11 protein-coding genes are annotated in these 19158 nt (G+C 68.9%); 6 read left to right on the top strand and 5 right to left on the bottom strand.

What is annotated here, in order from left to right:
• Window positions 1–25: 25 nt before the first annotated feature.
• From fusA to rpsL, 3 genes are read right to left on the bottom strand one after another with little or no spacing between them, the layout of a single operon-like run.
• Window positions 26–2152, bottom strand: coding sequence for an elongation factor G (fusA, locus tag KVT44_RS22825; protein ID WP_060900338.1), 2127 nt, complete (start codon window positions 2150–2152; stop codon window positions 26–28).
• A gap of 39 nt (window positions 2153–2191) precedes the next feature.
• The gene (gene rpsG, locus KVT44_RS22820; protein ID WP_003992340.1) at window positions 2192–2662 is read right to left on the bottom strand and encodes a 30S ribosomal protein S7; all 471 of its coding nucleotides are present in this window, start codon (window positions 2660–2662) and stop codon (window positions 2192–2194) included.
• 2 nt (window positions 2663–2664) lie between these two features.
• A complete protein-coding gene (rpsL, locus tag KVT44_RS22815; protein ID WP_003948652.1) occupies window positions 2665–3036 on the bottom strand; it encodes a 30S ribosomal protein S12 in 372 nt (123 codons plus the stop codon).
• Window positions 3037–3666: 630 nt separating this feature from the next.
• Between rpsL and KVT44_RS22810 the strand changes: the two genes are divergently transcribed.
• The 6 genes from KVT44_RS22810 (at window position 3667) to KVT44_RS22785 (ending at window position 11007) form a co-directional block, all read left to right on the top strand.
• A complete protein-coding gene (locus KVT44_RS22810) occupies window positions 3667–4323 on the top strand; it encodes a Crp/Fnr family transcriptional regulator (protein ID WP_229888957.1) in 657 nt (218 codons plus the stop codon).
• A 384-nt stretch (window positions 4324–4707) separates the two neighbouring features.
• Window positions 4708–5568, top strand: coding sequence for a hypothetical protein (locus tag KVT44_RS22805; protein ID WP_217568313.1), 861 nt, complete (start codon window positions 4708–4710; stop codon window positions 5566–5568).
• Entirely contained in the window at window positions 5565–7721 is a 2157-nt protein-coding gene (locus KVT44_RS22800; RefSeq protein ID WP_217568312.1) for a hypothetical protein, read from the top strand. Before KVT44_RS22805 ends, KVT44_RS22800 begins: the two co-directional genes overlap by 4 nt.
• A 24-nt stretch (window positions 7722–7745) precedes the next feature.
• Window positions 7746–9074: a PE-PGRS family protein gene (locus KVT44_RS22795; protein WP_217568311.1), complete on the top strand. Its 1329-nt coding sequence runs from the start codon at window positions 7746–7748 to the stop codon at window positions 9072–9074.
• The gene (locus KVT44_RS22790; protein ID WP_217568310.1) at window positions 9071–9574 is read left to right on the top strand and encodes a Pycsar system effector family protein; all 504 of its coding nucleotides are present in this window, start codon (window positions 9071–9073) and stop codon (window positions 9572–9574) included. The genes KVT44_RS22795 and KVT44_RS22790 overlap by 4 nt, the downstream gene beginning before the upstream one ends.
• Window positions 9575–9600: 26 nt before the next feature.
• Window positions 9601–11007, top strand: coding sequence for a M48 family metalloprotease (locus KVT44_RS22785; RefSeq protein WP_254649716.1), 1407 nt, complete (start codon window positions 9601–9603; stop codon window positions 11005–11007).
• 88 nt (window positions 11008–11095) lie between these two features.
• Here the strand turns inward: KVT44_RS22785 and KVT44_RS22780 are convergent, their stop codons facing one another.
• Complete coding sequence (locus KVT44_RS22780; protein WP_060901496.1) at window positions 11096–14995, bottom strand: DNA-directed RNA polymerase subunit beta'; 3900 nt, start codon at window positions 14993–14995, stop codon at window positions 11096–11098.
• Window positions 14996–15109: 114 nt separating this feature from the next.
• Window positions 15110–18595 carry a DNA-directed RNA polymerase subunit beta gene (gene rpoB / locus KVT44_RS22775; RefSeq protein ID WP_099921153.1) on the bottom strand — a complete coding sequence of 1162 codons (3486 nt, stop codon included), beginning with the start codon at window positions 18593–18595 and terminating at the stop codon, window positions 15110–15112.
• Window positions 18596–19158 lie beyond the last annotated feature (563 nt).

The raw sequence follows: 19158 nt of genomic DNA, 5'->3' as shown, positions 1-19158 counted from the left end.
GCCTAAAGCGTGTAAACGGGGTGTGTTACTCGCCCTTGGCCTTCGCGATGATCTCCTCGGCGACGTTCCGGGGAACCTCGGCGTAGGAGTCGAACTGCATCGAGTAGCTTGCGCGACCCGAGGTCTTGCTGCGGAGGTCGCCGACGTAGCCGAACATCTCCGAGAGGGGCACGAGGCCCTTCACGACGCGGGCACCGGCCCGCTCCTCCATGGCCTGGATCTGACCACGGCGGGAGTTGATGTCGCCGATGACCTCACCCATGTAGTCCTCGGGCGTGGTGACCTCGACGGCCATCATCGGCTCGAGCAGCACGGGGCTGGCCTTGCGCGCGGCCTCCTTGAAGGCCTGCGAACCGGCGATCTTGAACGCGAGTTCGGAGGAGTCGACCTCGTGGTAGCCACCGTCGAGAAGAATGACGCGGACGCCCGTCATCTCGTAGCCGGCCAGGATGCCGAACTGCATGGCCTCCTGCGCACCCGCGTCGACCGAAGGGATGTACTCCTTCGGGATGCGGCCACCGGTGACCTTGTTCACGAACTCGTACGAGGCGTCGCCGCCCTCGATCGGCTCGATCGCGATCTGCACCTTGGCGAACTGACCGGTACCACCGGTCTGCTTCTTGTGCGTGTAGTCGTGACGCTCGACGGCCTTGCGGATCGTCTCACGGTACGCGACCTGCGGCTTACCGACGTTGGCCTCGACCTTGAACTCACGGCGCATACGGTCGACCAGCACCTCGAGGTGCAGCTCGCCCATACCACCGATGATGGTCTGGCCGGTCTCCTCGTCCGAGTGAACCTGGAAGGAGGGGTCCTCCTCCGCGAGGCGCTGGATGGCGACACCCAGCTTCTCCTGGTCACCCTTGGACTTGGGCTCGATGGCGACCTGAATGACCGGCGCCGGGAAGTCCATGGACTCCAGGATGACCGGGTTCTTGTCGTCGGCCAGCGTCTCACCGGTGGTGGTCTGCTTCAGGCCCATGACGGCGACGATGTCACCGGCGCCCACCGACTCGATCTCCTCACGCTTGTTCGCGTGCATGCGGTAGATCTTGCCGATGCGCTCCTTCTTGCCCTTGACGGAGTTCAGCACGGCGCTGCCGGACTCCAAGCGGCCCGAGTAGACCCGGACGAAGGTGAGCTTGCCCAGGTGCGGGTCGCTCATGATCTTGAACGCGAGGGCGGAGAGCGGCTCGTCGTCGGACGGCTTGCGCTTGACGACCAGCTCCGGGTCCTTCACGTCGTGGCCCTCGATGGCCTCGACGTCAAGCGGAGTCGGCAGGTAGCGCACGACCGCGTCGAGCAGGGGCTGAACGCCCTTGTTCTTGAACGCGGTGCCACAGAACACCGGGGTGACCGTGACGCCCTTGGACTTGCCGGACGCGATGGTGACACGACGGATCGCGGCGTACAGCTGCTCCTCGGTGGGCTCCTGGCCCTCCAGGAACAGCTCCATGATCTCGTCGTCGTTCTCCGCGACGGCCTCGACGAGCTTGCCGCGGTACTCCTCGGCAGCCTCGGTGTGCGTGGCCGGGATGTCGACGACGTCGTACATCTCGCCCTTGGCGGCCTCGGCGGACCACACGAGCGCCTTCATGCGGACCAGGTCCACAACGCCCTTGAAGTCCATCTCGGCACCGATCGGAAGCTGCATGATCAGCGGCACCGCACCGAGGCGGTCCTTGATCATGTCGACGCAGCGGTGGAACTCCGCGCCGGTCCGGTCGAGCTTGTTGACGAAGCAGATGCGCGGCACGCCGTAACGGTCGGCCTGACGCCACACCGTCTCGGACTGCGGCTCCACACCGGCGACACCGTCGAACACCGTGACGGCACCGTCGAGGACGCGCAGCGAGCGCTCCACCTCGACCGTGAAGTCGACGTGCCCCGGGGTGTCGATGATGTTGATCGTGTAGTCGTTGTCCTCGAGCGGCCAGTGACAGGTGGTGGCAGCAGAGGTGATCGTGATGCCACGCTCCTGCTCCTGCTCCATCCAGTCCATGGTGGCGGCGCCGTCGTGGACCTCACCGATCTTGTAGCTGACGCCGGTGTAGAAGAGGATCCGCTCGGTGGTGGTCGTCTTGCCCGCGTCGATGTGGGCCATGATCCCGATGTTGCGGACCCTGGCCAGGTCAAGTGAAGTGGTAGCCATAAGGCTTCGGTCTTCTCTCGGTCTCGATGGGGGTAGCGACTACCAGCGGTAGTGCGCGAAGGCCTTGTTGGACTCGGCCATCTTGTGGGTGTCCTCGCGCTTCTTCACAGCGGCACCAAGGCCGTTGGAGGCGTCGAGAAGCTCGTTGAGCAGACGCTCGGTCATGGTCTTCTCGCGACGGGCGCGGGAGTAACCGACGAGCCAGCGCAGCGCGAGCGTGTTGGCACGACCGGGCTTGACCTCGATCGGAACCTGGTACGTCGCACCACCGACACGGCGGGACTTGACCTCGAGGGTCGGCTTGATGTTCTCCAGCGCGCGCTTCAGCGTGATGATCGGGTCGTTGCCCGTCTTCTCACGCAGACCCTCCATGGCGCCGTAGACGATGCGCTCGGCGGTGGAGCGCTTGCCGTTCAGCAGCACCTTGTTGATGAGGGAGGTCACCAGAGGGGAACCGTAGACCGGGTCGATGATGACCGGGCGCTTCGGGGCGGGGCCCTTACGAGGCATTTCTACTTCTCCTTCTTGGCGCCGTAGCGGCTGCGGGCCTGCTTGCGGTTCTTGACACCCTGGGTGTCGAGCGAACCACGGATGATCTTGTAGCGAACACCCGGCAGGTCCTTCACACGGCCGCCGCGCACGAGCACGATGGAGTGCTCCTGCAGGTTGTGTCCCTCACCCGGAATGTAAGCGGTGACCTCGATCCCGCTGGTCAGACGCACACGCGCGACCTTACGCAGGGCCGAGTTCGGCTTCTTCGGGGTGGTCGTGAACACACGCGTGCAGACGCCGCGACGCTGGGGCGAACCCTCGAGTGCGGGCGTCTTGTTCTTCTCGACCTTGTCCTGCCGGCCCTTCCGGACCAGCTGCTGGATCGTAGGCACTACTTCTCCGGTTTCTGTGTGCCGAATGGTGAAGCTAACCTGGAACATCTCCGACCCACGCGGTCGGGTGTGTCGAATGCTGCAGACTCCCGCCGCGAGGCGAAAAGGGCGCAGATTACGGTGGCCGGTTACGGCTCGCCTTGCGGTTTGAAGGCACGCACGCGAGCCAGGGCACACCCCAGGCACAAGGTCTGAGCGTACCTACCGCAAGGACTTCGGTCAAAACAAATGCTGTCCAGGGCGACACGCCGGACTTCTTGCCACGTCAGCGCGGTGCTGCCGCAGGTGGGACGCGAGTCGGGGACGGGCGGTCGTGTGCCGGTGGTGGGGCGGTCGCGGAGCCGTTGCGGGGCGGCCGCAGGGTGGTTGTTGGGCCGGCCTTAGCGCATTCCCGGGGCGCTCGTCCCCAAAAGTTTCCGATCCCCGACGGTACCGCGCAATCTCTGTCCACCGCCGTGTGCCCTTCAGTACCTTGATCGGTCGGCTGCGGCGATCGGGGGGACCATGACGGCAGCACACGCACCGGACTCATCCGGGTCATCCGGGTCATCCGGGTCATCGGGCTCATCGGACTTACCTGGTTCGTGGGATTCGTCGGGCTTACCCGGCGACGGGGGGCTCGACGACCGGGTGCCGTTCCTGGCCCGGCTGGAGAGCGAGGACCGCTCGGCGCTGCTCGCTCTCGGGCACGAGCTCTCGTACGCGCCCCGGATGGTGCTCCTGCACCAGAGTGAGCCGTCCTCGCACGTCCTGTTCGTCACGCACGGCTGGACGAAGGTGACCGCGGCCGCCTCCAACGGCTACGAGGCGCTGCTCGCGCTGCGCGGCCCCGGCGACATCATCGGGGAGTCCGCGGCGCTCACCGGGCGCCCTCGGTCGGCCACCGTGACGGCCCTGGAGCCGGTCCGTACGGTCGCGGTCGAACGCGGCCGGTTCACGGAATTCCTCGCCCGCTCCCCCGCCGTCTCCTTCGCCCTCCTCGGCCTCACCTCCGATCGCACCCGGGCGGCCGATCGGCGCCGCCTGGAATTCGCCTCCCTCAGCGTGCGGGAGCGCTTCGCGATCCTGCTGCTGGACCTGGCCCGCACCCACGGGCGGCGCACCGACCAGGGCATCGAACTCTCCGTCCCCCTGAGCAAACAGGAACTCGCCGGGTCGGTGGGGGCCTCCCGGGAGATGGTCCAACGCCTGCTGAAGGACCTGCGGGAACGGGGGGTCGTGATGACGGGGCGCCGGGCGCTGGTGATCGTGCGGCCGGATGTGCTGCGGCGGATTGCGCGGGGGTGACGTGGGTTTGGTGGGGGTGGTGGGGCTGGATGGGTGGGTCACTGCGGGCGGGTGGGGGCCGGGTCCGGTGGATCACTGCGGGCCCGGTGGTGGCTGGGCGCGCAGTTCCCCGCGCCCCTTGAGTGCGCTGGCGCGCATCTTTCAGCCCGTCCGGCGTTTGAGGACGAGGCCGTTCGGGCCGATGCGGGGGTCCAGGGGGCGCAGCGCCCCTGGCGGGGGCGAGGGGGCGGAGCCCCTGGGGATGGGACGGGTAGGGGCGGCGGGGGCGAGGGACCGGGCGTTCTGTGTACGCCGTCACACTCCGACTGCGTCATCCGCCCTCACGCCACCACAACCCCGCCCGCCACTCTTCTGCCACTGCCGCACCACCTGCGAGAGGCGACCATGACCGACCCCGTGAGCCGGACGATCCTGTTGCTCGACATCGAGAAGTACAGCGACCGGGACGACATCGAGCAGGCGTACCTGCGGCGCATGCTGTACGACGTCGCCGACCGCGCCCTGGAGCGCGCCGGCATCGACGAACGCCTGCGCCTGCGCGCCGACCGGGGCGACTCCGTGATGGAGCTGATCGACGCCAACGCCTCCGTCACCGCACTGCTGCGCGCCCTGCTCACCGAGGTCCCCACCCAGCTGCACGCGGTCAACCGGATGGCGTCCAGCTCGGCGCAGATCCGGCTGCGCGGCGTCGTCGCCACGGGCTACGTCGCCGTGGACGAGCACGACGGCTGGGTCGGCTCCGACCTCAACCACGCCTGCCGCCTGCTCGACGCCCAGCTGCTGCGCGCGGCCCTGCGGGAGCGGAGAGACGACTTCGCCCTGTGCGTCTCGGAGAGCGTGCACACGGGGATCGTGCGGCACGGTCACGCGGGCATCCCCGCCGAGGACTTCCACCCGGTGACCGTGGACAGCAAGAACGGCCCGCTGCGCGCCTGGCTGCACGGCCCGGTGCCGGGGGCCGGCGACGACCACAGTGAGAAGGGGGGAACCTCGGTGCCGGGCGCCAGCTCGGGGGAGCGTCCGGCACCGAGGCGGGATCAGCCAGGGACCCAGGCGCCCGGGTCCCAGGCCCCCGAGGCCCGCGCGGCCCGGCCAACCGCCCCTCCCGCGGGCGCCGTCTTCCACTTCGACGGAGGCGCCCCCACCTTCGGCGGCAGCCTCGTCGGCGGCGACCAGCACGGCGTGTCGGGCGGCCAGGTCACCGGAGACGTCCACCTCGGCGGGTCCGGGGGTGAGTCGGCGTGACGGTGCCTCCACCCACGGCGCCGGGCCCCGGCGACGTACCCCCGAAGGACGTCCACCCGGCCCCCGAACCTGACACCCGGCGCCAGGACGCAGAGGGGGAAGGAGAGGGAGAACAGGAACGGACGCAGGAGGCGCGCGCGGCACAGCGCGAGCTCTTCGCGCACACCCCGGGGTTCATCCTCGGCTCGGCCGCGTCCTTCGGCGGGAGTCTGGTCGGCGGCGCCCAGCACGGCGTGTCCGGCGGCGAGGTCGCCGGTGACGTGTTCATGGGCGGCAAGACGGAGATCCACCACCACGGCTCGGCGGCTTCGGCGACGTACGCCTCCGGAGAGATCCCACGGCGACACCTCGAAGACCTGGACGCCGTCTTCGTCGAGAGCCCCGCCTTCGCCGCCGCCCTGGACCGGCTCCGCGAAGAACGCGTTCTCGTCCTCGCCGGCGCCCACGCCACCGGCCGCCACGCCGCCGCGCTGATGCTCCTGCACCGGCTGGGCGTGCCCGCCGTGCACGCCCTCTCGCCGGAGACGAGCCCGGCGACCCTGAGCGCCCCGCTCACCGCACCCGGCGGGCACGTCCTGCGCGATCTGCCGCTGAGCCGCAACCGGCCGCTGCGCGACACCCATCTCCACGCGGCCCGCGACCAGCTCAAGAAGGTCGACGGGTACCTGGTGGTGACGGTCGAGAACTCGCCCTTCCTGCTGGGCGCCACCGCCTCCGTCTGGCAGCCGCCGGAGGCGTCGGCCGTCGTCCGCGCGTATGTGAGCAGGCACCGCGCGCAGGACACCGAGGGCCTTCTCGCCCTCGCCCCGGTGCGGGACTTCCTCACCCGGGGACACCATCAGCCCGCCGAGGCGGCCGAGTTCGCGAAGGAGGTGGCGGGTTACGACGGCGGCGAGGCGGCTGCGGCCCGGCTCGCGGAGTTCGGGCAGGCGGCCGTGGAGCAGCAGTGCCGGGAGTGGCTGAGCGACCCCGAGTCCACGCTCCGCGACAAGGCCTTCCTCATCTCGCTCGCCGTCTTCGACCGGGCGCCGTACGTCCTCGCCGCCGAACTCGCGGACAAGCTGTTCGTGCACTTCCAGCGCTTGCAGCACCCCGAGGAGCCGCCGGAGATCCCGGTGTTCGGGCTCGCCGCCGAGACCCGGCTCGCGCGGGCCCGCGCCGAGGGGGAAGTGCGGGACGAGGCGACCGAATGGGGCCCGGTGCCGCAGTTCACCGCGTTCTTCCGGAAGGAGAACACCCCCCGCGCCCTGCTCACCGAGGTGTGGACGGGACATCCCTCGGCCCGGCCCGCGCTGATCGCCTGGCTGAGGGAGCTGGCCCGCGACGGGCGTCCCGTCGTACGGACCCGGGCCGCCGCGGCCACCGCCATGCTCGCGCTCGCCGACCTGCCCTCCGCGGTCGCGCTGCTGATCGACGGCTGGGCGGTGTCGAAGACGTTCGGCCCCCGAGTCACCGCCGCGAACACCCTCACACTCGCCCAGCTCCTCGACGCGCCCGTTGTCCTGCGCCTGCTCACCCAGTGGTGCACGGACGCCCACTGGGCCCGCCGCTGGACCGCGATCCGCGCGTTCGGACTGCTCGCGCCGCTGCGCCCGCACCTCGCGAGCACGGCCCTGAGCGCCCTCGCTGCCCGGGCCCGGGCCGACAACAGCAGCCCGGCCGAGGCGGCCAACCTGGTCGAGTCCACGGCCCTGCTGCTCTCGGTGGGCCTCAGGCGCGGCGAGATGCTCTCCGAGCTGGTGCGGCTGCTCCACCACGACACCCCCGCGGTCCGCGCGCTGGCGCTGGGCGCCTTCGTGCTGGCGTGCGACAACGCCGAGGAGGGCGCGCTCGTCGAGTGGTACGCCGGCGACGGCATGTACCAGGCGGACTCGGCCCGCGACCTCGCCACCCTCTGGCGCACCGCCCTCGGCGACCGCACCCACACCCGGGGCGCCCTGAACGCCCTGCACACCTGGGTGTACGTGGCCGAGCGCCGCCCGGACGCGGCCCAGGCCCTGGAGCTGCTGCTGCCCGCACTGGTCGTCACGGCGGACGACCACAAACGCCTCAGCCACGAACTGCGCACCCTGCGCGGCCGGGACGGCGGCCCGCGCCCGCCCCTCGCCGACCGCCTGCTCGCCGCACTGCGTCCCCCCGTCCCGACAGCCTGACACAGAGTTACGAGGAGTTGACCCATGGCGGAATTCCGCCGCCCGCCGGAGTGGCAGCAACAGGCCGACCGGCACACCATGCTGATCGACCCGGTGCTCACCGTGCGGCCGATCTCCCGTTTCGACTACACGGCCCGGCGGCCGGTCTCCGCGATCGACCACGCACTGGTGTTCGCCACCGCGGGCGGCGGCTACGACGCGTACATGCCCCCGCACCGGCCGAGCCGCACGGACGCCGCGACCCGCCGCTACACCTCGGTCTACGAGGTCGACATGGGCAGCCACCCGGTCCAGCTGGAACTCGAACTGCCCAGCGACGACGACGCGTTCTCGTTCGGCGCCACCGCCGATCTGACCTGGCGCGTCTCGGACCCGATCGCGTACGTGGCCGGCGGCGAACGCGACGTGCCCACGCGGCTCGCCCGTGAACTGCACCAGCTGGCGCGACCGGTCAGCCGCCGGTTCTCCATCGAGGACAGCCGGGACGCCGAGGCCGAGGTCCAGTACGCCGTCGAGAGCGGCGTCTTCGCCGACGGCATCGGGCTCGCGGTCACCTGCGCGGTGCGGCTGCGCCTGGACGACGACGCGATCGCGCACAGACGGCGCAAACGGGCGCTGCGCTACGAGGCCGACATGCTCGACCCCGAGCACGAGTACCGGCTGCGCCAGGCCCAGCAGCTGCACGAGCTGGAGGTGCTGCGCCAGCACCAGTCGCAGGAGCTGATGGCCCAGAAGATCGCCTTCTACCAGCACCACCTGCAGCACGGGGGTGTCGCCCAGTGGGCGTTCCACCTCGCCGCGCACCCCGAGGACACCCGGATGGTCATCAACGCCCTCCAGAAGGACCAGCTCTCCGCCATCGAGAGCCAGCTGGAGCTGATCGCCGGAGACACCCTGGAGGACTACCAGAAGGCCGAGTCGGCCCGCTCCACCCTGCGCGTCGTCAAGGAACTCAACAGCCGCCAGGAGCCCCCGTCACAGCCCCCGGTGCCCGGCCGACCGGCGCCGCCGCCCGGGGGCGTACCGCAGCAGCCGTACGACCTCTCGCAGCCGTACGGGGCCGCCGCCCAGCCCTATGGCGGCGCTCCGGCCCCCGGAGGCGTACCGGGCGCCCCCTACACCCCGCCGGGGCCGCCCGTGTCCCACCAGCCGTACGTCCCGCCCGCGCCCGGAACCGTGCCGCAGGGGCCCTACCAGGCTGAGCCCCCGGCCACGCCCGCCGCCGGCAACCCGTACGACCAGGCCCCGCCGCCCCCGGCCGTCGCTCCCACGCCCGTCATTCCGCCCGCGCCGTCCGCCTGTCCGCCGCCCCCGCCCCCAGCGCCGGAGTCCTCCGAGACGGGCCCGGAGTGACCACCACCGCTCCAGGCACCGGAACCGCCGAACGGCTGCTGGAGGAGCTGCGGGGCGAGATCGCCCGGGCCGACAGCAAGGCGTCCGTGCTCGTGGCGGCGCTCGGGATGACGGCGGGGGTGTTCAGCGGGCTGCTGGCCGGGCGGAACTGGTCACCGAGCTCGCTCTCCGCACCCGGTACGGCCGTCTGGTGGACCGGCGCCCTGGCCCTCGCCTTCGCCCTGTTCGCGCTGCTGCTCGCGGTGCTCCCCCGGTACCGCGCCAGTTCATGGGCCCTGGGCCGGCCCCTCTGTTTCTTCGGCGACATCCAACAAGCCGTACGTGAAGGTCAGTTGGCGACCGCTCTCGCCGACACCGACCGCGACCCCGCCGCCGGACTCACCGCGGCGCTCACCGAGACCAGCCGCATCGCCGCCCGCAAGCACCAGTGGATCCGCACCGGCCTGATCGCCTTCTGCGCGGGCACGGTGCTGCTTCCCGCCGGGCTGCTCATCGGCTGACGTCCCCATCCTGAAGGAGCCCCACCTTGTCCTACCCACCAGACCCGGCCGCCCCGGAGCCCGGCCCCGTCTACCCGGACCCCCCGTACCCAGGCCCGCCCGCGCCCCCGTACCCCGGGGCCGCCTCGACTCCGCCCCCGTATCCCGGATCCGCCGCTCCCTCGCCCCCGTATCCCGGGCCCGCCGCTTCCCCACCGCCGTATCCCGGGTCCGCCACTCCCCCACCCCCGTACCCCGGGTCCGCCACTCCGCCCCCGTACCCGGAGACCCCCGCGCCCCCGTCCTATCCGGGCGACGCACCCCAGTACCCCGGGGCCGGGGCCGCGCCTTCGTACCCCGCGGCGCCGCCCGCCTACCCGGGGGCCACGCCCACGTACCCGAGCGGCCCGCAGCCCACCGCCACCGCACCGCCGTACATCCCGGCGCAGACGCCCCCCGCCGCCCCCACACCCGCGGCACCGCCGGAGGCCCCCGCACCCGACGACCTCGACTACCGTCACGCGGGCTCCCGCATCCACGTGGCCGCGCACCAGCGCGGTGCCGACGCCACCGCGATCGGGCAGCTGGCGGTCCAGGTGCCGGGCTTCCTGGTGAGCCTCGCCGTGGTCGCCTCGTTCGCCGTGGGAATCCTCGGCACGGCCATCGGCTGGCTGGTCATCCTCGCCTGGCTGGCCTCCGGGGCGCTCGTCTTCCACCGGCCCACCGAGCTGGCCTTCGCCCGGCACGTGATGAAGCTCAGGGCGCCGCTCGCCGAGGAGCGGGCCCGTCTGGAGCCGATCTGGCGCGAGGTCACCGCCCGAGCGGGCATCGAGGCACACACGTACGAGCTGATGGTGGAGAACAGCACGGACCTGAACGCCGTGGCGGCGGCCGGCCATGTCGTCGGCGTCACGACGTACGCGCTGAACGAGATCCCCAGCAGCAACCTCGCCGCCGTACTCGCCCATGAACTCGGCCACCACACCGGCGGTCACGCCTGGACGGGCCTGCTCGGCTACTGGTACTCGCTGCCCGGCCGGATCGCCTGGGCCTTCATGCGGGGCATCGCCCGGATCGCGATCCGGGTCGCGAGCGTGTTCTCGCTCGCCGCGACCGGGATGGTCTACCTCTTCATCGGGATGTTCGTGATCGGCGGGTTCGTCGCCGCCTGGTACATCACCGTGCCGCTCGTCGTCGCCCCCTATCTGCTCGCCCACGTGGGTCGCCAGGGCGAGCTGCGTGCCGACCGGCAGGCGGCGGACCTCGGCTTCGCGCCCCAGCTGGCGCAGGTCCTGTACCACTTCCAGGCCCAGGAGGACGCCGTGAAGGCGCAGGCCGCGGCGCAGGGCAGGCAGCTCAAGGAACCGGGCGGCCTGGCCAAGCTGCTGACCACGCACCCGGACAACTACACCCGGCTCCAGGCCCTGGAGCCCTACCTCCAGCTCGGCCGCTGACCACGGACGCCCGGCACCGGACAACGCCGAAGGGCGGCCACCCCGTACGAAACGGGGTGGCCGCCCTTCAGTACTTCAGACGTACGCCTTACTGGTTGTACGGACCGTAGTCGTAGTCCTCCAGCGGGACGGCCTGGCCGGAGCCGGTGCCGAACGGCGAGTAGTCGATGTCGTCGTAGCCGACGGCCGAGTACATCGCGGCCTTGGCCTCCTCGGTCGGCTCGACCCGGATGTTGCGGTAACGGGACAGACCCGTACCGGCCGGGATGAGCTTACCGATGATGACGTTCTCCTTGAGGCCGATCAGGGAGTCGGACTTGGCGTTGATCGCCGCGTCCGTCAGAACCCTGGTCGTCTCCTGGAAGGACGCCGCCGACAGCCACGACTCGGTCGCCAGCGAGGCCTTGGTGATACCCATCAGCTGCGGACGGCCGGAGGCCGGGTGGCCGCCTTCCTGGACCACACGACGGTTCTCGGTCTCGAACTTCGAACGCTCGACCAGCTCGCCGGGCAGCAGCTCCGCGTCGCCCGACTCGATGATCGTCACACGGCGCAGCATCTGCCGGATGATGATCTCGATGTGCTTGTCGTGGATCGACACACCCTGCGAGTTGTAGACCTTCTGGACCTCGCCGACCAGGTGGACCTGGACGGCACGCTGCCCCAGGATGCGCAGCACGTCGTGCGGGTTGGTGGCACCCACGGTGAGCTTCTGGCCCACCTCGACGTGCTCGCCCTCGGACACCAGGAGCCGGGCACGCTTCGAGATCGGGAACGCCGTCTCGTCGCTGCCGTCGTCCGGGGTGACCACGAGCTTCTTGGTCTTCTCGGTCTCCTCGATCCGCACGCGGCCGGAGGCCTCGGAGATCGGGGCGACACCCTTGGGCGTACGAGCCTCGAAGAGCTCGACGACACGGGGCAGACCCTGGGTGATGTCGTCACCGGCCACACCACCGGTGTGGAAGGTACGCATCGTCAGCTGGGTACCGGGCTCACCGATGGACTGGGCGGCGATGATGCCGACCGCCTCACCGATGTCGACCAGCTTGCCGGTGGCCAGCGAACGGCCGTAGCACATGGCGCAGGTGCCCACGGCGGACTCGCAGGTCAGGACCGAACGGGTCTTGACCTCCTCGATGCCGTGCTTGACCAGCTCGTCGATGAGGACGTCGCCGAGGTCGGTGTTGGCCGGGGCCAGCACCCTGCCGTCGACGGTGATGTCCTCGGCCAGCGCACGTGCGTACACGCTGGTCTCGACGTTCTCCGCCTTGCGCAGGACACCGTCCGCGCCGCGCTCCGCGATGTGCAGCTTGAGGCCACGGTCGGTGCCGCAGTCCTCCTCGCGGATGATGACGTCCTGGGAGACGTCGACCAGACGACGGGTGAGGTAACCCGAGTCGGCGGTACGCAGAGCCGTGTCCGCCAGACCCTTACGAGCACCGTGCGTCGAGATGAAGTACTCCAGCACCGACAGGCCCTCACGGAAGGAGGCCTTGATCGGACGCGGGATCGTCTCGTTCTTGGCGTTCGACACCAGACCGCGCATACCGGCGATCTGACGCATCTGCATCATGTTTCCTCGGGCACCCGAGTCGACCATCATGAAGATGGGGTTCGTCTTCGGGAAGTTCGCGTTCATCGCCTCGGCGACCTCGTTGGTCGCCTTGGTCCAGATCGCGATGAGCTCCTGAGTGCGCTCTTCCTTGGTGATCAGACCGCGCTCGTACTGCTTCTGGACCTTCTCGTCCTGCGCCTCGTAGCCCTTGACGATCTCCTTCTTCGCCTCGGGAACGACGACGTCGGAGATGGCCACGGTGACGCCGGAACGGGTCGCCCAGTAGAAGCCCGCCGCCTTCAGGTTGTCGAGCGTCGCCGCCACGATGACCTTGGGGTAGCGCTCGGCCAGGTCGTTGACGATCTCGGAGAGCTGCTTCTTGCCCACCGAGTAGTCGACGAACGGGTAGTCCTCGGGCAGCAGCTCGTTGAAGAGCGCACGGCCCAGGGTCGTACGGAGGCGGAAGGTGTCACCCTGCTGCCACTCGGGCTCGCCCTCCTCCTGCGCCGGCGGGGTCCAGCCGCGCGGCGGGATGGTGCCCACCGGGAAGCGGATGTCGACGGCCGACTGGAGCGCGAGCTCCCCGGCGTCGAACGCCATCGTCGCCTCGGCCGTGGAGCCGAACGCGCGGCCCTCGCCCTTGACGTCGCGCAGCTCGCCGTCGGTGGTGAGGAAGAACAGACCGAGGACCATGTCCTGGGTCGGCATCGTCACCGGACGGCCGTCGGCGGGCTTGAGGATGTTGTTCGAGGACAGCATCAGGATGCGGGCCTCGGCCTGCGCCTCCGCGGAGAGCGGCAGGTGGACGGCCATCTGGTCACCGTCGAAGTCCGCGTTGAACGCGGTGCAGACGAGCGGGTGGATCTGGATGGCCTTGCCCTCGACCAGCTGCGGCTCGAAGGCCTGGATGCCGAGGCGGTGCAGCGTGGGCGCACGGTTCAGCAGAACCGGGTGCTCCGCGATGACCTCTTCCAGGACGTCGTACACGACCGTGCGGCCGCGCTCGACCATCCGCTTGGCGCTCTTGATGTTCTGCGCGTGGTTCAGGTCGACCAGGCGCTTCATCACGAACGGCTTGAAGAGCTCCAGCGCCATGGCCTTGGGCAGACCACACTGGTGCAGCTTCAGCTGCGGACCGACGACGATCACGGAACGCGCGGAGTAGTCCACACGCTTGCCGAGCAGGTTCTGACGGAATCGACCCTGCTTACCCTTCAGCATGTCGCTGAGGGACTTCAGCGGACGGTTGCCGGGGCCCGTGACGGGGCGACCACGACGGCCGTTGTCGAAGAGCGCGTCGACGGCCTCCTGAAGCATGCGCTTCTCGTTGTTCACGATGATCTCGGGGGCACCGAGGTCAAGGAGTCGCTTCAGACGGTTGTTGCGGTTGATCACGCGGCGGTACAGGTCGTTCAGGTCGGAGGTCGCGAAGCGGCCACCGTCCAGCTGCACCATCGGACGCAGGTCCGGCGGGATGACCGGCACGCAGTCGAGCACCATGCCCTTGGGGCTGTTGCTGGTCTGCAGGAACGCGGAGACGACCTTGAGGCGCTTGAGCGCACGGGTCTTCTTCTGGCCCTTGCCGGTGCGGATGATCTCGCGGAGGCGCTCGGCCTCCTCATCGAGGTCGAAGGACTCCAGGCGCTTCTGCAGCGCCGCGGCACCCATCGAACCGTCGAAGTACGTGCCGAAGCGGTCACGCAGCTCGCGGTAGAGGAGCTCGTCACCCTCAAGGTCCTGGACCTTCAGGTTCTTGAAGCGGGTCCACACCTCGTCGAGACGGTCGATCTCGCGCTGCGAACGGTCACGCAGCTGCTTCATCTCACGCTCGGCACCCTCGCGCACCTTGCGGCGCACGTCGGCCTTGGCACCCTCGGCCTCGAGCTCGGCCAGGTCGGTCTCGAGCTTCTTGGCGCGGGCCTCGAGGTCGGCGTCGCGACGGTTCTCGATCTGCTGACGCTCGACGGAGACGTGCGCCTCCAGCGAGGGCAGGTCGCGGGTGCGGCGCTCCTCGTCGACGAACGTGATCATGTACGCCGCGAAGTAGATGACCTTCTCGAGGTCCTTCGGGGCGAGGTCGAGCAGGTAGCCCAGACGCGACGGAACGCCCTTGAAGTACCAGATGTGGGTGACGGGAGCGGCCAGCTCGATGTGGCCCATCCGCTCACGACGCACCTTGGCGCGAGTGACCTCGACGCCGCAGCGCTCACAGATGATGCCCTTGAAGCGGACACGCTTGTACTTACCGCAGTAGCACTCCCAGTCCCGGGTCGGACCGAAGATCTTCTCGCAGAAGAGTCCGTCCTTTTCGGGCTTGAGGGTGCGGTAGTTGATGGTCTCGGGCTTCTTGACCTCGCCGTGGCTCCACTGACGGATGTCGTCAGCGGTGGCCAGACCGATCCGGAGCTCATCGAAGAAGTTGACGTCGAGCACTATGCGTCAATCCCTCTCAGGGTTGTAAGTCTTAGGGGTCTGATACGGGGGTCCTGGGGCCGGCGGGCCTTGGTCACCTTTTCCACAGGCGGTCAAGGCCCGGCCGGACTCCCGTCAGACCTCTTCGACGCTGCTCGGCTCGCGCCGGGACAGGTCGATGCCGAGCTCCTCCGCCGCGCGGAAGACGTCCTCGTCGGTGTCACGCATTTCGATGGACATACCGTCGCTGGACAGCACCTCCACGTTGAGGCAGAGAGACTGCATCTCCTTGATGAGCACCTTGAAGGACTCGGGGATGCCGGGCTCGGGGATGTTCTCGCCCTTGACGATGGCCTCGTAGACCTTCACGCGGCCGGTCACGTCGTCGGACTTGATGGTCAGCAGCTCCTGGAGGGCGTAAGCGGCGCCGTACGCCTCCAGCGCCCACACCTCCATCTCACCGAAGCGCTGGCCACCGAACTGGGCCTTACCACCCAGCGGCTGCTGGGTGATCATCGAGTACGGACCGGTCGAGCGGGCGTGCAGCTTGTCGTCGACCAGGTGGTGGAGCTTGAGGATGTACATGTAGCCGACCGAGATCGGCTCCGGGAACGGCTCGCCGGAGCGGCCGTCGAACAGCGGCGCCTTGCCGGACGGAAGCACCATGCGCTCGCCGTCGCGGTTCGGGATCGTGTGCTGCAGCAGACCCGCGAGCTCGTCCTCACGCGCACCGTCGAAGACGGGGGTGGCGACGTTGGTGCCCGGGGCGACCACGTCGGCCTCGATGGCCTGCAGTCGCTGCGCCCAGTCCTCGGCGAGACCGGAGACGTCCCAGCCGCGGCTGGCGAGCCAGCCGAGGTGGATCTCCAGGACCTGTCCCGGGTTCATTCGGGACGGGACACCGAGCGGGTTGAGGATGATGTCGACCGGGGTGCCGTCCTCCAGGAACGGCATGTCCTCGATCGGCAGGATCTTCGAGATGACACCCTTGTTGCCGTGGCGGCCGGCGAGCTTGTCACCGTCCGTGATCTTGCGCTTCTGCGCCACGTAGACACGAACCAGCTGGTTCACGCCCGGCGGCAGCTCGTCGCCCTCTTCACGGTCGAAGACGCGGACGCCGATGACCTTGCCGATCTCGCCGTGCGGCACCTTCAGCGAGGTGTCGCGCACCTCGCGCGCCTTCTCACCGAAGATCGCGCGGAGCAGGCGCTCCTCCGGGGTCAGCTCGGTCTCGCCCTTGGGCGTGACCTTGCCTACCAGGATGTCGCCGGCGACGACCTCGGCACCGATGCGGATGATGCCGCGCTCGTCGAGGTCGGCGAGGACCTCCTCGGAGACGTTCGGGATGTCCCGGGTGATCTCCTCGGGGCCGAGCTTGGTGTCACGGGCGTCGACCTCGTGCTCCTCGATGTGGATCGAGGAGAGGACGTCGTCCTGCACGAGGCGCTGCGACAGGATGATCGCGTCCTCGTAGTTGTGACCCTCCCACGGCATGAACGCCACGAGCAGGTTCTTGCCGAGCGCCATCTCGCCGTTCTCGGTCGCCGGACCGTCGGCCAGAACCTGACCGGCGACGACCCGGGCGCCCTCGTCCACGACAACCTTCTGGTTGACGGAGGTGCCCTGGTTCGAGCGGGAGAACTTGTGCAGGCGGTACGTGGTGTACGTGCCGTCGTCGTTGGCGGTGGTGACGTAGTCCGCGGAGACCTCCTGGACCACACCGTCCTTCTCCGACTTCAGTACGTCACCGGCGTCGACCGCACAGCGGTACTCCATGCCGGTGCCGACCAGCGGCGCCTCGGACTTGATGAGCGGAACGGCCTGACGCATCATGTTCGCGCCCATGAGGGCACGGTTGGCGTCGTCGTGCTCGAGGAACGGGATCATGGCGGTCGCGACCGACACCATCTGGCGCGGCGAGACGTCCATGTAGTCGACGTCCTCACCGGGGACGTAGTCGACCTCTCCGCCACGACGGCGGACCAGGACGCGGGACTCCTCGAAGCGGAGCTCGTCCGTCAGCGGCGCGTTGGCCTGCGCGATGACGAATCGGTCCTCTTCGTCGGCCGTGAGGTAGTCGACCTCGTCGGTGACGACACCGCCGGTGACCTTGCGGTACGGCGTCTCGACGAAACCGAACGCGTTGACCCGGCCGTAGGAGGCGAGCGAGCCGATCAGACCGATGTTCGGGCCTTCAGGGGTCTCGATCGGGCACATGCGGCCGTAGTGCGAGGGGTGCACGTCACGGACCTCGAAGCCGGCCCGCTCACGGGAGAGACCACCCGGGCCAAGAGCCGACAGACGGCGCTTGTGGGTGAGACCCGACAGCGGGTTGTTCTGGTCCATGAACTGCGACAGCTGGCTGGTGCCGAAGAACTCCTTGATGGAGGCGACGACCGGCCGGATGTTGATCAGGGTCTGCGGCGTGATCGCCTCGACGTCCTGGGTCGTCATGCGCTCGCGGACGACGCGCTCCATACGAGCCAGACCCGTGCGGACCTGGTTCTGGATGAGCTCGCCGACGTTGCGCAGACGACGGTTGCCGAAGTGGTCGATATCGTCCGTCTCGACCACGATCTGCGTGCCGTTGTCACCGACGGTCTCGGTCTCACCGGCGTGCAGCTTCACCAGGTACTTGATCGTCGAGATGATGTCCTCGACGGTCAGGATGCCGGCGTCCAGCGGGGCCTCGCCGCCCAGCTTCTTGTTGACCTTGTAACGGCCGACCTTCGCGAGGTCGTAGCGCTTCGGGTTGAAGTAGAGGTTCTCAAGAAGCGTCTGCGCGGCCTCGCGGGTCGGGGGCTCGCCCGGACGCAGCTTGCGGTAGATGTCGAGCAGCGCGTCGTCCTGGCCCTGGGTGTGGTCCTTCTCCAGGGTGGCGCGCATGGACTCGTACTCGCCGAACTCCTCGAGGATCTGCTCGGTCGTCCAACCGAGAGCCTTCAGGAGAACGGTGACGGACTGCTTGCGCTTGCGGTCGATGCGGACACCGACCATGTCGCGCTTGTCGATCTCCATCTCCAGCCAGGCACCCCGGGACGGGATGACCTTCGCGGAGAAGATGTCCTTGTCGGACGTCTTGTCGATGGAGGAGTCGAAGTAGACGCCCGGCGAGCGGACGAGCTGCGACACCACGACACGCTCGGTGCCGTTGATGACGAAGGTGCCCTTGTTGGTCATGAGCGGGAAGTCGCCCATGAAGACCGTCTGGGACTTGATCTCGCCGGTCTCGTTGTTGGTGAACTCGGCGGTGACGAAGAGCGGGGCCGCGTACGTGAAGTCGCGGTCCTTGCACTCGTCGATGGAATTCTTCGGAGGCTCGAAGCGGTGGTCCCGGAACGTCAGGGACATCGACCCGGAGAAGTCCTCGATCGGGGAGATCTCCTCGAAGATCTCCTCCAGACCGGACTTCGTGGGGACGTCCTGTCCGTTGTCCAGAGCCGCCTCGACACGAGCCTTCCACGCGTCGTTGCCGAGCAGCCAGTCGAAGCTCTCGGTTTGCAGCGCAAGAAGGTTCGGAACCTCGAGGGGCTCCTTGATCTTTGCAAAGGAGATGCGCAGCGGGGCGGTGCTGGCGCCGTTGTTCGTATTCGCGGTCGAGGCAGTGCGCGAGGCGGCCAAGAGGGGGTCCTTCCGAGGGCTCGGACTCACTACGCGCGTACCGGCCCCCCACTGTGGGCACAGAGACAGTCCGTTCCCGATTCAGCCAAAAGGCCAGGTCAGGGATGATCTAGTCATCGGTGCTCACGCGAGGGCATGCCCCTGGTGACGGGCAGGAGGCAGCTAACAGGCAGCGCAAAGGGTCAGTGTAGCCACTAGGCCCACTGATGTCCAGTCCCGGTTTTTTGAGACCATCGTTGTTCTCAACACCTGCGGCAAGCCACGCCCTCAATGCACATCGATACTGCCCTCTTCGCCACCGATCCATGCCTCGGATCCGGATCGTTGTGACGACGCGTCCTGAGAATTGCGCGCTGCGTGCGGTTCGTCAAGGCCCCCCATGCCCTAAGCAAGTGCCGCGATCGTCACGTGCAACCTGTCTTGCAGCCCGTCTTGCAGCCCGTCACGGGCTCGGCCGGAGGCACAACGAAGATCACCATACTCGTCGCCACCGACAGTGCAAGGCAGCCGCCACCGGACCCCCGGGAACGCCGAAGAGCGACCACCCAGTTGGGTGATCGCTC

Origin of the sequence: Streptomyces sp. GbtcB7, from assembly GCF_019091445.1 — a bacterium.
Taxonomy (GTDB): Bacteria; Actinomycetota; Actinomycetes; order Streptomycetales; family Streptomycetaceae; genus Streptomyces; species Streptomyces mirabilis.
Note: the sequence above shows the minus strand (reverse complement) of the source record. Positions and strands in the feature narration are given on the sequence as shown.